This is a genomic window from Chryseobacterium sp. JV558 (assembly GCF_033712365.1).
Lineage (GTDB): Bacteria > Bacteroidota > Bacteroidia > Flavobacteriales > Weeksellaceae > Chryseobacterium.
The window spans coordinates 13948-28487 of sequence record NZ_WJHU01000013.1 but is presented as its reverse complement, the minus strand read 5'-3'; the positions used below and the strand labels follow the sequence as shown (position 1 = coordinate 28487).

General features: G+C 35.7%; 15 protein-coding genes. 13 read left to right on the top strand and 2 right to left on the bottom strand.

Annotated features, from left to right (window positions below):
• Window positions 1-119 precede the first annotated feature (119 nt).
• Window positions 120-1457 carry a dihydroorotase gene (locus tag GFU89_RS23015; protein ID WP_318849353.1) on the bottom strand — a complete coding sequence of 446 codons (1338 nt, stop codon included), beginning with the start codon at window positions 1455-1457 and terminating at the stop codon, window positions 120-122.
• A 100-nt stretch (window positions 1458-1557) separates the two neighbouring features.
• Here GFU89_RS23015 and GFU89_RS23010 point away from each other — a divergent pair, with 100 nt between their 5' ends.
• From GFU89_RS23010 to ribA, 8 genes are all read left to right on the top strand, one after another.
• Window positions 1558-2985 (top strand): oligosaccharide flippase family protein, encoded by a 1428-nt coding sequence (locus GFU89_RS23010; RefSeq protein ID WP_318849352.1) that lies wholly within the window; start codon window positions 1558-1560, stop codon window positions 2983-2985.
• A 135-nt stretch (window positions 2986-3120) separates the two neighbouring features.
• Window positions 3121-4137 carry a sugar phosphate nucleotidyltransferase gene (locus GFU89_RS23005; protein ID WP_318849351.1) on the top strand — a complete coding sequence of 339 codons (1017 nt, stop codon included), beginning with the start codon at window positions 3121-3123 and terminating at the stop codon, window positions 4135-4137.
• A gap of 104 nt (window positions 4138-4241) precedes the next feature.
• Window positions 4242-5093, top strand: coding sequence for a DUF4292 domain-containing protein (locus GFU89_RS23000; RefSeq protein WP_318849350.1), 852 nt, complete (start codon window positions 4242-4244; stop codon window positions 5091-5093).
• Complete coding sequence (locus GFU89_RS22995; RefSeq protein WP_318849349.1) at window positions 5090-6652, top strand: peptidoglycan DD-metalloendopeptidase family protein; 1563 nt, start codon at window positions 5090-5092, stop codon at window positions 6650-6652. Before GFU89_RS23000 ends, GFU89_RS22995 begins: the two co-directional genes overlap by 4 nt.
• 31 nt (window positions 6653-6683) lie before the next feature.
• The gene (locus GFU89_RS22990; protein WP_318849348.1) at window positions 6684-6899 is read left to right on the top strand and encodes a twin-arginine translocase TatA/TatE family subunit; all 216 of its coding nucleotides are present in this window, start codon (window positions 6684-6686) and stop codon (window positions 6897-6899) included.
• A gap of 15 nt (window positions 6900-6914) precedes the next feature.
• Window positions 6915-7529 (top strand): DUF4254 domain-containing protein, encoded by a 615-nt coding sequence (locus tag GFU89_RS22985; RefSeq protein ID WP_318849347.1) that lies wholly within the window; start codon window positions 6915-6917, stop codon window positions 7527-7529.
• Window positions 7526-7984 (top strand): hypothetical protein, encoded by a 459-nt coding sequence (locus GFU89_RS22980; RefSeq protein WP_318849346.1) that lies wholly within the window; start codon window positions 7526-7528, stop codon window positions 7982-7984. The genes GFU89_RS22985 and GFU89_RS22980 overlap by 4 nt, the downstream gene beginning before the upstream one ends.
• Window positions 7985-8002: 18 nt before the next feature.
• The gene (ribA, locus tag GFU89_RS22975) at window positions 8003-8599 is read left to right on the top strand and encodes a GTP cyclohydrolase II (RefSeq protein WP_318849345.1); all 597 of its coding nucleotides are present in this window, start codon (window positions 8003-8005) and stop codon (window positions 8597-8599) included.
• Between the two features lie 274 nt (window positions 8600-8873).
• Here ribA and GFU89_RS22970 read toward each other — a convergent pair whose 3' ends face one another.
• Window positions 8874-9422: a hypothetical protein gene (locus GFU89_RS22970; protein ID WP_318849344.1), complete on the bottom strand. Its 549-nt coding sequence runs from the start codon at window positions 9420-9422 to the stop codon at window positions 8874-8876.
• A 116-nt stretch (window positions 9423-9538) separates the two neighbouring features.
• Here GFU89_RS22970 and GFU89_RS22965 point away from each other — a divergent pair, with 116 nt between their 5' ends.
• From GFU89_RS22965 to GFU89_RS22945, 5 genes are all read left to right on the top strand, one after another.
• Entirely contained in the window at window positions 9539-11242 is a 1704-nt protein-coding gene (locus GFU89_RS22965; RefSeq protein ID WP_318849343.1) for a glycoside hydrolase family 3 protein, read from the top strand.
• A gap of 26 nt (window positions 11243-11268) precedes the next feature.
• Window positions 11269-12417: an N-acetyl-alpha-D-glucosaminyl L-malate synthase BshA gene (gene bshA, locus GFU89_RS22960; protein WP_047420302.1), complete on the top strand. Its 1149-nt coding sequence runs from the start codon at window positions 11269-11271 to the stop codon at window positions 12415-12417.
• Window positions 12418-12444: 27 nt separating this feature from the next.
• Window positions 12445-13701 (top strand): DUF2851 family protein, encoded by a 1257-nt coding sequence (locus GFU89_RS22955; protein ID WP_318849342.1) that lies wholly within the window; start codon window positions 12445-12447, stop codon window positions 13699-13701.
• A gap of 95 nt (window positions 13702-13796) precedes the next feature.
• On the top strand, window positions 13797-14018 hold the full coding sequence (locus GFU89_RS22950; protein ID WP_034695702.1) for a PspC family transcriptional regulator: 222 nt from the start codon (window positions 13797-13799) through the stop codon (window positions 14016-14018).
• A gap of 3 nt (window positions 14019-14021) precedes the next feature.
• On the top strand, window positions 14022-14534 hold the full coding sequence (locus GFU89_RS22945; RefSeq protein WP_318849341.1) for an N-acetyltransferase: 513 nt from the start codon (window positions 14022-14024) through the stop codon (window positions 14532-14534).
• Window positions 14535-14540: the final 6 nt, after the last annotated feature.

Genomic DNA, 14540 nt, shown 5'->3' with positions numbered 1-14540 from the left:
ATGCTGAATCTAAAAAATCTGCAAGAGCTAAATAAGTTTTGGCTAAAGCCAATGGAGGTATATAAAATAAGAGAGCGGGCTAAAGCCCGCTCTTGTTGATTTATCGTAATAATATCTTATTAATCTCTCGCTTCAAAAAGCAATCTCTCGCCAAATTTTCCCTCTGCAATATTACCATTATCATACACCAGATGTCCATTGACAAAAGTATGGGTAACTTTAGAATGGAAGCTCATTCCTTCCAATGGACTCCAACCGCATTTGTACAGTAAGTTGTCTTTGGAAACCGTCCAGTTTTCATTTAAATCAACTAAAACCAAATCTGCTTTATATCCTTCTCTTACAAAACCTCTTTTTTCAACTTTGAAAAGAATGGCAGGATTGTGAGACATTTTTTCAACGATTTTCTCTAGGGAAATTTTACCGTTTTTATAGTTTTCCAGCATTACCACTAATGAATGTTGTACCAAAGGCGCTCCTGAAGGACATTTTGTATACACATTATTTTTTTCTTCTGCAGTATGTGGAGCATGGTCTGTAGCAATAACATCAATTCTGTCATCTAACAATGCTTCCCAAAGGGCATCTTTATCCTTTTGAGTTTTTACAGCAGGATTCCATTTAATAAGTCCGCCTTTTGTTTCATAATCCTCATTCGTAAAAGTAAGATGATGAACACATACCTCAGCCGTGATCTTTTTATCCTTTAAAGGAATGTCATTTCTGAAAAGTTCCATTTCCTTTGCTGTCGAAAGGTGAAAAACGTGAAGTCTTGCACCTGTTTTTTTGGCAAGTTCAATAGCTTTGGAAGAAGATATATAACATGCTTCTTCACTTCTGATCAAATGATGGAATTTTACAGGAATATCATCCCCATATTCATCCATGTATTTTTGAGTATTGGCTCTGATAGTAGCTTCGTCTTCACAGTGAACAGCAATCAGCATTTGGGTATTGCTGAAAATATTTTCCAGAGTTTCCGGATTATCCACCAACATATTTCCTGTAGATGAACCTAAGAACAATTTGATACCGGGAACATTTCTAGGATTTGTTTTCAAAACTTCAGCAAGATTATCATTGGTTCCTCCCATCATAAAACCGTAGTTGGCATAAGCTTTCTGGGAAGCAATCTCATATTTGTCGGCTAACAGTTCCTGCGTAACAGCATTGGGTACTGTGTTGGGTTGATCGATAAAACTGGTTACCCCACCGGCAATAGCTGCCCTTGATTCACTTTCGATATCTCCTTTATGCGTAAGTCCCGGATCACGGAAATGCACCTGATCGTCAATTACCCCCGGAAGAAGATACTTTCCTGAACCATCAATGATCTGGTCTGCATCTTCAGAAATATCAGCCGCTATCCTGGAGATTGAGTCATTTTCTATTAGGATATCGCTTTCAAAGACTTTTCCTTCGTTGACGATATTTACGTTTTTTATAAGAACTTTCATTTCAATTTATTTCCCCGTAAAATTAAGATTTTATGTTTTAATTCAACCCAAAATCACCAAACGAATGCTTAAAGTTTTACATTTGTAAAAAATTTCGACTTTGTATAAGAAACTATTAGGGCAGACAATCATCTATGGAGCGGGAGCTATAGCACCAAGAATTATTCTATTTATTCTGAATCCACTTTTGATCTACAAAATTCCCAATGAAGGTTTTGCGATTTTCACTCAGCTTTATGCATGGATTTCTTTTGTTAATATTATACTTTCTTTCGGTTTTGAAACGGCATATTTCCGGTTTTCTGCTGAGGATGGTAATGAGAAAAAGACTTTCAATACTTCATTCTGGTTTTTATTTTCAACCTCTACTGTTTTCTTAGTATTATGCTATTTATTCAATCAGCAGATCGCAGACTATGCAGGATATCACGATAACCCGGAGTATATCAGATGGTTTGCTTTGATTGCCTTTTTCGACAATTTATTAGTGATCCCTTTTGCATGGCTTCGTTTTCATAATAAGCCCATCAAATACTCTGCAGTAAGAGTTGTTCAGGCTATATTTCAGGCCGTTTTTACAGCAGCACTGTTCTTCTGGATTCCGGAAACCCTCTCCAAAAGTTTCGGTTTGGATCAAAATGTGGATTATCCGTTCTTCAGTAATTTAGCGGGAAGCGCTTTAGGGGTTTTATTACTCCTTCCTATTATATTAAAAGTACGATTTCAGTTTGTAACCTCTTTGTTCGGACGTATGATCAAGTATTCCTTTCCGCTCATGCTGGCAGGTCTGGCTTTTATGGTCAATGAAAACTTTGATAAATCCATCCAGAGAAATCATATTTCGGACGAAGAAGCCGGGGCCTATGGAGGCTGCTATAAACTGGCTGTACTGATGACCTTATTTGTTACGGCTTACCGAATGGGTATTGAGCCTTTCTTCTTTAAACAAATGGATAAAGGTGATGCCAAAAAGACCTACGCCAAAGTTGCAGAATACTTTTCCTTTTTTGCCTGTGCGGTAGCTTTGGGAATCATCGCCAATATTTCCTGGCTGAAGGATGTTTTCATCCCCAACAAGTCTTATTGGATCGCTATAGACATCATCCCGATTATTGTGATTGCCAATCTTTGCTTCGGAATATATTATAACTTTTCCACCTGGTATAAAGTAACAGACAGAACCAGTGTAGGAACTGTTATTTCGTGGCTTGGAGCAGGAATAAACATCACGCTCAACCTTTTAGCATTAAACTATTATCACAGCATGATTGGTTCTGCATGGGCTACATTCGGAGCCTATGTTATCATGATGATTGTATCCTATCTGCTGGGCCAGAAATACTATCCTATACCATATAGAATGAAGAAAATGTCTTTCTTCCTTATATTACTTGGAATCTTTAGCTTCATCATTGTAAAATATCTCAACTATAATATTTTAACAAGTAATATCCTATTTTTGATCTTCACCGGAATTTTGATTTATTCTGAAAAAAACTTGATTTTATCAAGAATCAGAAAGAATTAAACTTTGGTCTTTATTTTGATAGTAAACAAATCAATTCAAATATTAAAAAGATATAAATCATATCCCAACAAAGGTTTTAATTATTATCTTTAACCATATTATTAAAATAACTATAAAAAATTCTTTATATAATTTATGAAAATTATTGTTCCTATGGCTGGACGTGGTTCCAGATTACGTCCCCATACACTGACAGTTCCAAAACCACTTATTCCTATTGCAGGAAAACCTATCGTACAGAGATTGGTAGAAGATATTGCTAAAGTTGCAGGAGAAAACATTGAAGAGGTAGCTTTTATCATCGGAGATTTTGGTCCTGAGATCGAAAGATCCCTTATTCAGATTGCTGAAAAGCTGGGAGCAAAAGGAAGCATATATTATCAGAACGATCCTCTTGGAACGGCTCATGCGATCAAATGTGCTGAGCAGTCTATGCAGGGAGATATCGTTATTGCTTTTGCAGATACCCTTTTCCGTGCAGACTTCCAATTAGACAAAAATTCTGATGGAGTGATCTGGGTAAAAAGCGTGGAAGATCCATCTGCTTTCGGAGTTGTAAAATTAGACAACTACGGTTTCATCACAGATTTTGTTGAAAAACCAACTACCTATGTTTCAGATCTTGCCATCATTGGTATCTATTATTTCAACAGTGCTGAAAAACTAATGGAAGAGATCAACTATATCATGGACAATGATATTAAAAACGGAGGAGAATATCAATTGACAACAGCTCTTGAAAACCTTAGATCTAAAGGTGCTAAATTTACTCTTGGAAAAGTAAATGACTGGATGGACTGCGGTAACAAAAATGCCACTGTAGAAACCAACAGTAAAATTCTTGAATACGAAAGAGAGGAAATGAAGAATTATCCAGCTTCTTCTGTGATTGAGAATTCTTTGATTATCCAGCCTTGCTTTATTGGTGAAAATGTAAAAATATCCAATTCAAAAGTAGGACCCGGAGTTTCATTAGGAAATAATACAACAGTTGTTAATTCTAATATTGAAAACTCCCTGATTCAGGAAAACACCAGAATCAATCATGGAAACCTTTCCAATTCTATGATCGGTAATTCTGCACAGTATTTCGGAGTAGCCCGAGAAATTTCTTTGGGAGATTATTCCGTTTTAGATTTTCTATCTAAATAAGAATAGAAATTATTTAACTTAAACAACATATCATCAGGCCACACAAAAGATTTTGTGTGGTTTGGCGTTAATATTGCACCGTATTTTTAACTAAAGATAAATACATGAAAAATTGGATTCCGCTTCTTTTATTACTTCTTGCCTTATCATCCTGTAAAACCCGTACCAAAGTCCAAAATGACACAGATCATACACGGGACAGCATTACTACTACAGCAGATAAAGACAATGGAGACCCAAAAGATGTAAACCAACCGGTAAGAGACAAACTTACCTTTTACGAACATGTATTGATTGCACCCAAATACGAGCAGATCAAGATCGACAGTAAAGTACGTGTAGAAACAGGAAGTTATGTTCCTACGCTGGATGCTACCATCTATATTGAAAATGATAAGAAGGTGTGGATGAATCTCAGAGCCTTATTCATCAATGCAGCCAGAGGTATTGCTACTCCTGAAGGAATAAAAGGCCAGGATAAGATCAATAAAACCTATATAGATTCCGACTTTGATTATCTCAATAATTTACTGAACGTTAATTTCATTGATTATAAATCTCTGGAGAAAATCCTGTTGGGAAGAACTTTTGTAAAAATAAACGACAGACAATTTGATCTGACTCAAAATGCACAGGGCTTCAAAATGGTTTCTAATATCAATCAGAAAATTACCACAGATGAAAAAAACAGGGAATATAAAATAGAACTTCAATACGACACCAATTACGATTTATTGTCCGTCAACCTAAAAGACATTCTATCTTCAGACGAGCTGGATGTTTCTTACAGTGACTGGAATGAATATGAAGGAATCCGTCTTCCAAAAAATGTTAAAATAATTATAAAAGGTTCAAAATCTAGCCAGATCTTAATGGAAAATACGAAATTTGACTTTTCGAGGATGGAAACACCTTATTCTGTACCATCCAGTTATAAGAAAATTGAGATTAAATGATTAGAAAATTTAGCTTTTTAATAGGTGTTTTGATGTTCGGACTGCACCAGGGACAGCAGACCAAAGAACAGCTGCAAAAGCAGAATGCCGAACTTAAAAAACAAATTGCACAAATAAATTCCGATTTAGCCAAAACCAGAAGTGAATCTAAGCTTTCCGTAGCTTACCTTTCTAATGTCAACCAAAAGTTGGTGTTAAGAGAGAAAGTATACAATAATACGCAGAAAGAAAAAAGATTCATTGAGGATGATATTTATCTACGTCAGCTGGAAATCAACCGTCAGAATAAAGAACTGGCTGTTTTAAGAAAAAACTATGCTGAAGTTCTGGTAAATGCTTATAAAAATAAAGGAGTACAGAACAAAGTAACTTTTATTCTTTCTGCCAAGAATTTAGGAGAAGGGATACGTAGAGTACAGTACCTGAAACAATATTCAGATTATCAGGATAAAAAAGCAGCTGAAATTACAGATGCTGCCAACCTGATCAAGAAAACAATTACCCAAAGACAAAACTCTGTAAAAGAGAAAGCAAACCTTCTGGTAAACCAACAGAAGGATTTGGCGACGATCAATGCTGAAAGATCCCAAAAAGAACAATTGGTAACTGATTTTAAGAAAAACGAATCCAAATTAACAGCTGAGCTTAAACAAAAACAAGTTCAGTCTAAAGCATTAGAAGGACAGATCAGAGCTATTATTGCTGAAGAAATCAGAATTGCCAAAGCAGAGGAAGAAGCGAGAAGAAAAGCGGAAGCAGAAAAAATACGTTTAGCAAAACTAGCCGCTGAAAGAGAAAAAGCAAGAATTGAAGCGGAAGCTAAGGCAAGAGCAGAAGCCCTTGAAAGAGAAAGAAGGCTGGCAGAAGCAGAAGCTAAGAGAGCAGCAGACCTGGCAGCAAAAAGAGCTGAAGAAGAAAGAAAACGCAGTGAAGAAGCCGCCAAGGCAGAAGCCAATGCAAGAGATGAGTCCAGAAGAGTAGCCGCTAAAAAAGCGTCAGATGAAGCCAATGCAAGAGCTAAAGAAGCAGCAGATAAATTGACCGCAGCAAGAGCCGCAGAAGCAGCCCTTACTAAGAGAAAAGAAGAAGATAAAAAAGCTGCTGAAACTAAAGCTATGACAAGCTACGGAGTTTCCACCGCTACTGGAAACAGCTTTGCAGATAACAGAGGAAGACTTGGTTATCCTGCAGACAGAGCCGGACAAATTACCCACCGTTTCGGAAGACAGCAACACCCGGTTTTCAAAAATATATCTGAAGACAATACCGGGATTAAAATTTCCGTGCCTTCAGGTACGCGTGCTAAATCTGTATTCCCGGGAACTGTATCTTCGGTTGTAGCAAGCAGTGATGGTACCAAGACCGTAATTATCAAACACGGAGGGTATTTTACTATTTATTCCAACCTATCCAATGCAAATGTTTCCAAAGGACAGCAGGTTTCATCAGGAACAGCATTAGGTACTATAGCCCAGGATTTTGATGGTGCTTATACCCTTGATTTCCAAGTATGGAACGGAAGTACACCAGTTGATCCATTAGGTTGGATTTCATATTAAAAAAAGTGTAACTTTGCAAAAATTTTAAGAGATGAATACACTAACAATACTTGCCTTATCTTGGCAACATATCCTTATCGTAGCAGTACTTTTAGTATTACTTTTTGGAGGAAAGAAAATTCCGGAATTAATGAGAGGAGTAGGTTCAGGAATCAAAGAATTTAAAGATGCGGTAAAAGAAGAAGACAAGCCAGGTTCTGAAAAAAAACCAACTTCGAACGATAATAATAATTCTCCAAGTAACTAAAATTCCTTAGAATTAATGAAATTTACTGAGACTGCATGGAAAGTCTTCAATCAAGCTATTGAAGACTATCACGTGTCTGATGATGTTAACACTCTAATTAATAACCCGTTCGAAAAAGATAGTTTGGAACGGATTTTGTATGCAAAGAACTGGATTGATACCGTTCAATGGCATCTGGAAGATATAATTAGAGATGAAAATATTGATCCGGCTGAAGCTCTTCAACTCAAGAGAACAATAGACGCTTCCAATCAGAAAAGAACTGATCTGGTAGAATATATTGACGGCTGGTTCCTTACTAAGTTTGAAAATATAACTCCTAAATCTGAAGCAAAAATAAATACAGAAACTCCCGCTTGGGCAGTAGACAGATTATCAATTCTTGCATTAAAGGTTTATCATATGTCGTTAGAAGCTAATAGAGAATCTGCTTCTGAAGAACACAGAAACAACTGCCAGGCTAAACTGGATGTTCTGCTTACTCAGAAAGAGGATCTATCAACTTCTATCAATCAGTTGCTTGCTGATATTGAAAACGGTAACGTTAAGATGAAAGTATACAAACAAATGAAAATGTATAACGATGAAAGTCTTAACCCAATCCTTTATCAAAAAGGGCAACAGAAATGAAACGACTAATTTTTCTTGGAGTACTTATCATATTAACATCTTCCTGCGCAACGGAAAAGCTAAACCTTTCCCCGTTGTCAAATAATTTTTATAGTGATACCAAAGGTTCTGATTCCGACAGAGGCTCAAAGAAGAATTTTAATATCAATATTAAAGAAAATGTAAATGCTTCTGAAATTTCAAACATGATCTCCACTTTTCCCAAGTTTAAAAACAATGGGTTGAATGATGAGGTTACCAGTTTGAAATACAGCCTTCAGAATTATTTATATGCTATTGATGCCAACAATTCTGCGGGTAAGAGCAGAGCTCTTAAAAGCTTCGAAAAATCTTACAAAAAAATTCAAAAGCTAAGACAGAATCTTGACAGAGATGACGATGAAGTTCTCAACAGATATCTGGTTCGTTTAAAAACCAATATCTCTGTTATTGAAGATGCTTTGCCAGAAAGTTAAAAACTAATTGAACTATCAATGATTAAAATTCAGGCGGAAGCCAATGTTCCTACAGAGCACGGTACTTTCCGAATGATAGCTTTCTCCGAAAACGAAAACGACTGGATGCCTCATATGGCCATCATCGCTGAAAATACAGATTTTTCAAAGCCTGTCAATGTTCGTTTCCATTCAGAATGTATTACCGGAGAAGTTTTCCATTCAAAAAAATGTGAATGCGGCCAACAATTAGATGCAGCAATGAAATATACCCATGAAAACGGTGGAATTATCATCTACCTTCGTCAGGAAGGAAGAAACATCGGGATCATCAACAAGCTGAAGGCATATTCCCTACAGGAAAAAGGTTTGGACACCGTACAGGCCAATCTTGAACTGGGACTTCCTGCAGACGACAGAAACTTTGGCGTAGCCATTGAAATTCTTAATCTGCTGGACGTAAAAGATATCAACCTTCTCACCAATAATCCTGAAAAGGTAAAATATGTTGTAGACAGCAATATTCACCTTAATTCAAGAGTACCACTACAGATTCCTGCAAATGAAATAAGCAAAGGATATCTGCAAACAAAAAAAGATTTCTTTGGACATCTTCTGGATGACAATGATAACTAAATACAACAAAAGCTTCAGAAATTCTGAAGCTTTTTTCTTTTCCTTATTAATTAAGAAATTATCATTTAAATCATATCACAGATTTCGCACATAAAGTACTCAAATTGGTCTTTAATTGGCTATCCACAATTCCCATCCTTTTTATACAAATACTTGAATTATACGGTTAAAATCATTCATCGATTTATAATCATAAGCGGTCATTAAAAATCAAAAGCCCCGAGATTTCTCCCGGAGCTTTTTTAATTATAAAAAACTGAAAAGATATTCTAAATTATTTAGTCTTGATTTTAGACTCGTCAATATTGTAATATTTAATTACGCTTTTGTAATCATTGTAATCTACAGCAGTACCTTTAGCTGCTTTTGCACCACCTGTTCCACTTCCATTAGCAGGAAGAATAAGAACTCTGAAATTTTTATTCTGATAGTATGATGGATTAGCCGTTAAGCTGAATCCTGCAGTAGAATTAATATTAATGGTAGCAGCATATTTACTGAATTCAAAAATATAATCTACAGCATCATTATTCACATTACCCACGTAACGAGTATATGGAAGAAGCTTCCAAACCGGAGAATCCCCATCGTTTCCAATCTGCATATAAATAAGGACCATATCGGACTGTACTAATGGACTGTTAAAATCATCACTCCATCTGTAAAGATTATCATCAACCTTGGTAAAATTAGGTTTTATATCAAATGACTGGTTTATAGTATCATAATCTGTTCCCTGTACTACAGTGTCATCACTATTATCACAGCTATAAGCAGTAAATCCTACAGCGCCCAGGAATAAAAAGAGAAGTATTTTTTTCATTTCTTATTAAAGTTTAGTTATTATTTATATTGCGTATTCAAATCATATACCAAAAATCTCAAAAACTTTGTTTTCCTCATTTTTTTAATTGTATTTTTGCTCTTATTCAAAAAGTCATGAAGAAATTATTATATACTTCACTCTTTATTGTCGCATTGATAAGTCCTAAGGTGAACGCCCAATATCAGCCTAAAAATACTTCTAAAGAAGATTTGAAAAAGGCTCAGAAATGGGTTGAAAAAAACTATAAAAATCTTTCTCAGGATGAAAAACTAGGGCAGCTATTTATTGTGGCACTTTATACCAATAAAGGAGAAGACTATATCAGCCAGGTAAGAAATATTGTTACAAATGATAAAATAGGCGGTCTGATCTTAATGCAGGATGATGCTGCAAGGGAAATCAACCTTGTAAATGAATTTCAGCAAAAATCCAAAATTCCTTTGATGATTGGTATGGATGCAGAATGGGGTCTATACCAGAGAATTGCCACGGCTCACAAATTTCCTTGGGCAATGACATTAGGTGCTATTCAGGATAAAAACCTTGTCTATCAGATGGCCGCAAAAATTGCTGATGACTGTCACAGAATGGGGATCAACTGGGATTTTGCTCCTGTAGTGGATGTCAATACCAATCCTAATAACCCTATCATTGGTAACAGAAGCTTTGGTTCTGAAGTGGATAATGTAATCAGCTCTGCCCTATCCTACTCTAATGGTCTTCAGGATAACAACATCTTGGCAGCAATTAAGCATTTCCCGGGGCACGGAGATACCAGCACTGACTCACACCTTGATCTTCCTGTGGTTTCCCACTCGATGGAAAGACTTAATACAATAGAACTGGCACCTTTCAAAGCGTTGATGGATAAAGGAATTGGCGGGGTAATGGTTGCCCATTTATATGTCCCAAGTTTAGAATCAGGAAAAGGAATTCCGGCTTCTGTTTCTAAAAACATCATTACCGGATTACTGAAAGATAAGCTGGGTTATAAAGGTTTAATTATTACCGATGCATTAAATATGGGTGCTGTAGCCAATAAATACAAGCCGGGAGAACTGGATGCTATGGCCTTTAAAGCTGGAAATGACATTATGCTTTTCTCACAAGGTGTTTCCGAAGGTAAAAAACTGATTCAGAAAGCTATTGATAAAGGAGAAATTCCTCAGTCCAGAGTAGAAGAAAGTGTGAAAAAAATCTTATTGACCAAATATTTCCTTGGTCTTACGCAATACACACCAAAAAATCCGGAAAACATCAATACTGATTTAAATAATAATTCTCATATCCAGTTAGTACAGAATCTTTATTCCAATGCACTGACTTTATTAAAGGATGAAAAGAAATTACTACCACTTACAGGAAAACAGATATACTATGTTCCTTTGGAAGAAGCACCTTATCAGACTTTCGCCAGCAGATTAGGAAACAATGTAATCATCAAAAAAGCGGGTGAAATAAATACTATTCCAGCAGGATCAACGGTAATTGTAGGTTTCCATAAAGATAATTCCACAGCTTATAAGCCATATAAAGTTTCTGCAGAATCTAAGCAGTTGCTTTCTGATCTTACCAAAAATCAAAATGTAATTCTGAATGTATTCGGAAGTGCTTATGCATTAAAGGATATTGATATTTCAAAAGTTTCAACCGTTCTTGTTTCTTATGAAAACAATGATGATTCAATGAACGCGGCGGCTGATGCTTTAAACGGAAAAACAAAAATATGGGGAAAACTTCCTGTATTGGTTAATGATCAGCTGAAACCGGGAATGGGTATAGATCTTAATGCAGGTACCTCAGCGAATACCAAATAATACAACATCAAAACAACAATAATCTAATGAAAATAGGCATACTTTGCTATCCAACATATGGAGGAAGCGGAATTGTAGCAACAGAATTAGGAATGTCTCTTGCCAATAAAGGATATGAAGTACATTTCATCAGTTCTGCACTTCCTGCAAGATTAGACATTACCAACCCGAATATTTTCTTCCACAGGGTAAATGTTCAGACTTATCCTCTTTTCCAGTATCAGCCTTATGATATTGCGTTAAGTTCGATGATCTACAGGGTTGTCAATCTTTATAAACTGGATCTTCTTCATGCACATTATGCCATTCCGTATGCATATGCAGCTTTTACAGCAAAGCAAATGCTTCAGGAAGACAATAATGATATTCCACTGGTGACTACATTACACGGTACAGATATTACCCTTGTAGGCCAGCATCCAAGCTATAAACATGCTGTAGAATTTTCTATCAACCAATCAGATGCTATTACATCAGTATCTGAAAGTCTGAAAAAAGATACCCTTCAGTTTTTTAACATCAAAAAAGAAATTCAGGTGATTACCAATTTTATTGATAATTCTGAATTTGATGACTGCTCTGAGTGCCAGAGAACACAGTTTGCCAATCCTGATGAAAAGATCCTGATCCACGTATCCAACCTTCGTCCTGTAAAACGAGTGGATGAAGTCCTTCAGATCTTTAAGAATGTGGAGAAAAAGGTAAAATCAAAACTTATCATCATTGGTGAAGGTCCTGATATGGAAAAGGTCAATCAGTTTTTAGAAGAAAACCCGGATCTTATCTCCAAAATCCGTCTTTTAGGAAAGGTGAATGATCTGTATAAAATCTTACAGCTTTCGGACGTATTTCTTCTTCCTTCAGAACAGGAAAGTTTCGGTCTGGCAGCTTTGGAAGCCATGGCCGCTTATACTCCCGTAATCAGTTCCAATGCAGGAGGAATTCCTGAGGTAAACATCCAGGGAGAGACAGGATATCTTGCTGAAATTGGAAATGTGGAGGCCATGAGCAACTACACCATCAAGCTATTGAGCAATGATGAACTTTTAACCAAAATGAAGCAAAACGCGAAAGATCAGGCTATAAAATTCGATTTGAAAAACATTCTTCCTATCTATGAGAAAATGTATAGAACGACTATAGAAAACTTTAATAAGGAGCTGACGAAAGTATAATATTTCTATTATATTTACGTCACACTTATGACGGAAAAACTACTTCAATATCTTTGGAACTATAAGGTTTTCAAAAATTTTGACTTCAAGGATATTGAAGGAAATTCCGTTGAGATCATCCATTTTGGAAAATGGAATAAAAATGCAGGCCCCGATTTTCTGGATGCTAAAATCAAAATCAACGGCTTACTTCTCGCAGGAAACATAGAACTGCATGTTCGTTCCTCAGACTGGATTTTCCACAATCATTCTAAAGATCCAAATTATCAGAATATCATTCTGCATGTTGTACTTCAGCATGACATAGACATTCAAGAACTTATCGGAAAACAGGTTCCAACGTTGGAACTTAAAAATCATATTGATGAAAATATCATCTTGAAATATGAAAAACTCATTAATGGAAATGAATTTATTCCCTGTGAAAATATTTTTAATCCCCAAAAAGTACCTGTTAACTTTCACGAAGAGAATATTCTGAAAAAACTGGACGAAAAATCTGAAGAGCTTGAACAGAGCTTAATCCGGTATAAAAATAATTTTGAAGCTGTTTTATTTCACAGTTTTGCTTATTCATTCGGGCTAAAAGTAAATGCTCACATTTTCCGGCAGATTGCTGAAAGTGTGGATTATAATATTATCAATAAAATCCGCCAGAATCCGCTTCAGCTTGAAGCTTTATTCTTCGGAATTTCAGGATGGCTCGAGGATCCGAAAGACGGACAGATGAAAATATGGAAAAGAGAATTTGATTTCATTAAAGCTAAGTTTTCGATTTCAGATCTGAAATTTCATCCAAAATTTTTAAGGTTAAGGCCTCCCAATTTCCCCACAATCCGATTATCACAATTGGCAGACCTTTACAAACATCAGAATTTATTCTCAAAAATTATGGAAGCCAGAAACGGAGATCAGCTGTATACCATTTTTAGTTCTATAAAAGCTTCTGAATACTGGGATTTTCATTTTAACTTCGGAAATATTTCAAAAGTACAGCCAAAAACATTGTCTAAAGATTTTATTGATCTTCTTATTTTAAATACAGTCCTGCCTTTACAATATGCTTATCACAGATATCATCGTGAAGAAATTGCCGATGAAATTATTGAACTGTACAAAACTGTTTCTCCCGAAAAAAACACCATCATTACAGGCTGGAAAAAACTTGGAATGAAAATTACCAATGCCTTAGAAAGTCAAAGTCTGATCTATCATCATAAAACCTATTGTGAAACAAAAAACTGTTTAGTATGTGGGATTGGATTTAAACTTTTAAAAGAATAATTCTCACTGAATACATAACCTCCTGCAAAAACCTTATCAAAAAAATTGCTTACCTTGCAGTATTGGATTTAAACTTTTAAATAACAATTTTGGAAATGCTGAGTAATATCCGTCATAAAATGGAAAGAGAGTGGTTTGGTGTACTGACAAGAACAGGTGCCAAGCTGGGAATTCCTGTATCTAAACTGAGAATTTTCTTCATCTACTCTACTTTTGCCACTGCCGGTTTTTTCTTTCTGATCTATTTAGGATTAGCATTCACACTTTGGATTAAAGATATTTTCATCACCAGAAGACCTAGTGTCTTTGATTTATAAATTATGGAATTTTCACCAATCACCTCTGCTGAAGATCATAGAGTTCAGGAAATCTATACTTCTTATACAACCACTTTTCCTGTAGACGAGCAACGAGATAAAGATCAGTTTACGGGCTTGTTTTCAAATCCGTATGTAAAGTTTATGTCTGTCATTCATGAATCGGAAGCTATTGGCTACCTCATCTTGTGGGAGCTTAGTACTTTTGTTTTTGTAGAACATTTTGAAGTTTTTGAAGCATTCAGAAGTAAGAGAATGGGTTCTCAAATTATCAATCATATATCAGAAAATTATCCCGGGGTTATTTTAGAAATTGAACCTGCAGATTTGAGTGAAGATGCTGCAAGACGTTATTCTTTTTATCAAAGAAACAATTTCAGTCTGATTGATGATACCCACATTCAGCCAAGTTATGGTGAGGGAAAAAAGTCTTTGAACCTATGGCTGCTTGCTAACTATACTCCCGAAAATGTGGAGGAAGCCAAAAAAGAAATTTACGATATTATTTATCATTAAAATATA

Excerpts from the sequence above, each read along its gene's own strand:
- GFU89_RS23015 (WP_318849353.1), bottom strand. The coding sequence starts at position 1,457 with ATGAAAGTTCTTATAAAAAACGTAAATATCGTCAACGAAGGAAAAGTC.
- GFU89_RS22980 (WP_318849346.1), top strand. The coding sequence starts at position 7,526 with ATGAAACGACTAATTTTTCTTGGAGTACTTATCATATTAACATCTTCC.
- GFU89_RS22985 (WP_318849347.1), top strand. The coding sequence starts at position 6,915 with ATGAAATTTACTGAGACTGCATGGAAAGTCTTCAATCAAGCTATTGAA.
- GFU89_RS22950 (WP_034695702.1), top strand. The coding sequence starts at position 13,797 with ATGCTGAGTAATATCCGTCATAAAATGGAAAGAGAGTGGTTTGGTGTA.
- GFU89_RS22995 (WP_318849349.1), top strand. The coding sequence starts at position 5,090 with ATGATTAGAAAATTTAGCTTTTTAATAGGTGTTTTGATGTTCGGACTG.
- GFU89_RS22970 (WP_318849344.1), bottom strand. The coding sequence starts at position 9,422 with ATGAAAAAAATACTTCTCTTTTTATTCCTGGGCGCTGTAGGATTTACT.
- GFU89_RS23005 (WP_318849351.1), top strand. The coding sequence starts at position 3,121 with ATGAAAATTATTGTTCCTATGGCTGGACGTGGTTCCAGATTACGTCCC.
- bshA (WP_047420302.1), top strand. The coding sequence starts at position 11,269 with ATGAAAATAGGCATACTTTGCTATCCAACATATGGAGGAAGCGGAATT.
- GFU89_RS22965 (WP_318849343.1), top strand. The coding sequence starts at position 9,539 with ATGAAGAAATTATTATATACTTCACTCTTTATTGTCGCATTGATAAGT.
- GFU89_RS22990 (WP_318849348.1), top strand. The coding sequence starts at position 6,684 with ATGAATACACTAACAATACTTGCCTTATCTTGGCAACATATCCTTATC.
- ribA (WP_318849345.1), top strand. The coding sequence starts at position 8,003 with ATGATTAAAATTCAGGCGGAAGCCAATGTTCCTACAGAGCACGGTACT.
- GFU89_RS23000 (WP_318849350.1), top strand. The coding sequence starts at position 4,242 with ATGAAAAATTGGATTCCGCTTCTTTTATTACTTCTTGCCTTATCATCC.
- GFU89_RS22955 (WP_318849342.1), top strand. The coding sequence starts at position 12,445 with ATGACGGAAAAACTACTTCAATATCTTTGGAACTATAAGGTTTTCAAA.
- GFU89_RS22945 (WP_318849341.1), top strand. The coding sequence starts at position 14,022 with ATGGAATTTTCACCAATCACCTCTGCTGAAGATCATAGAGTTCAGGAA.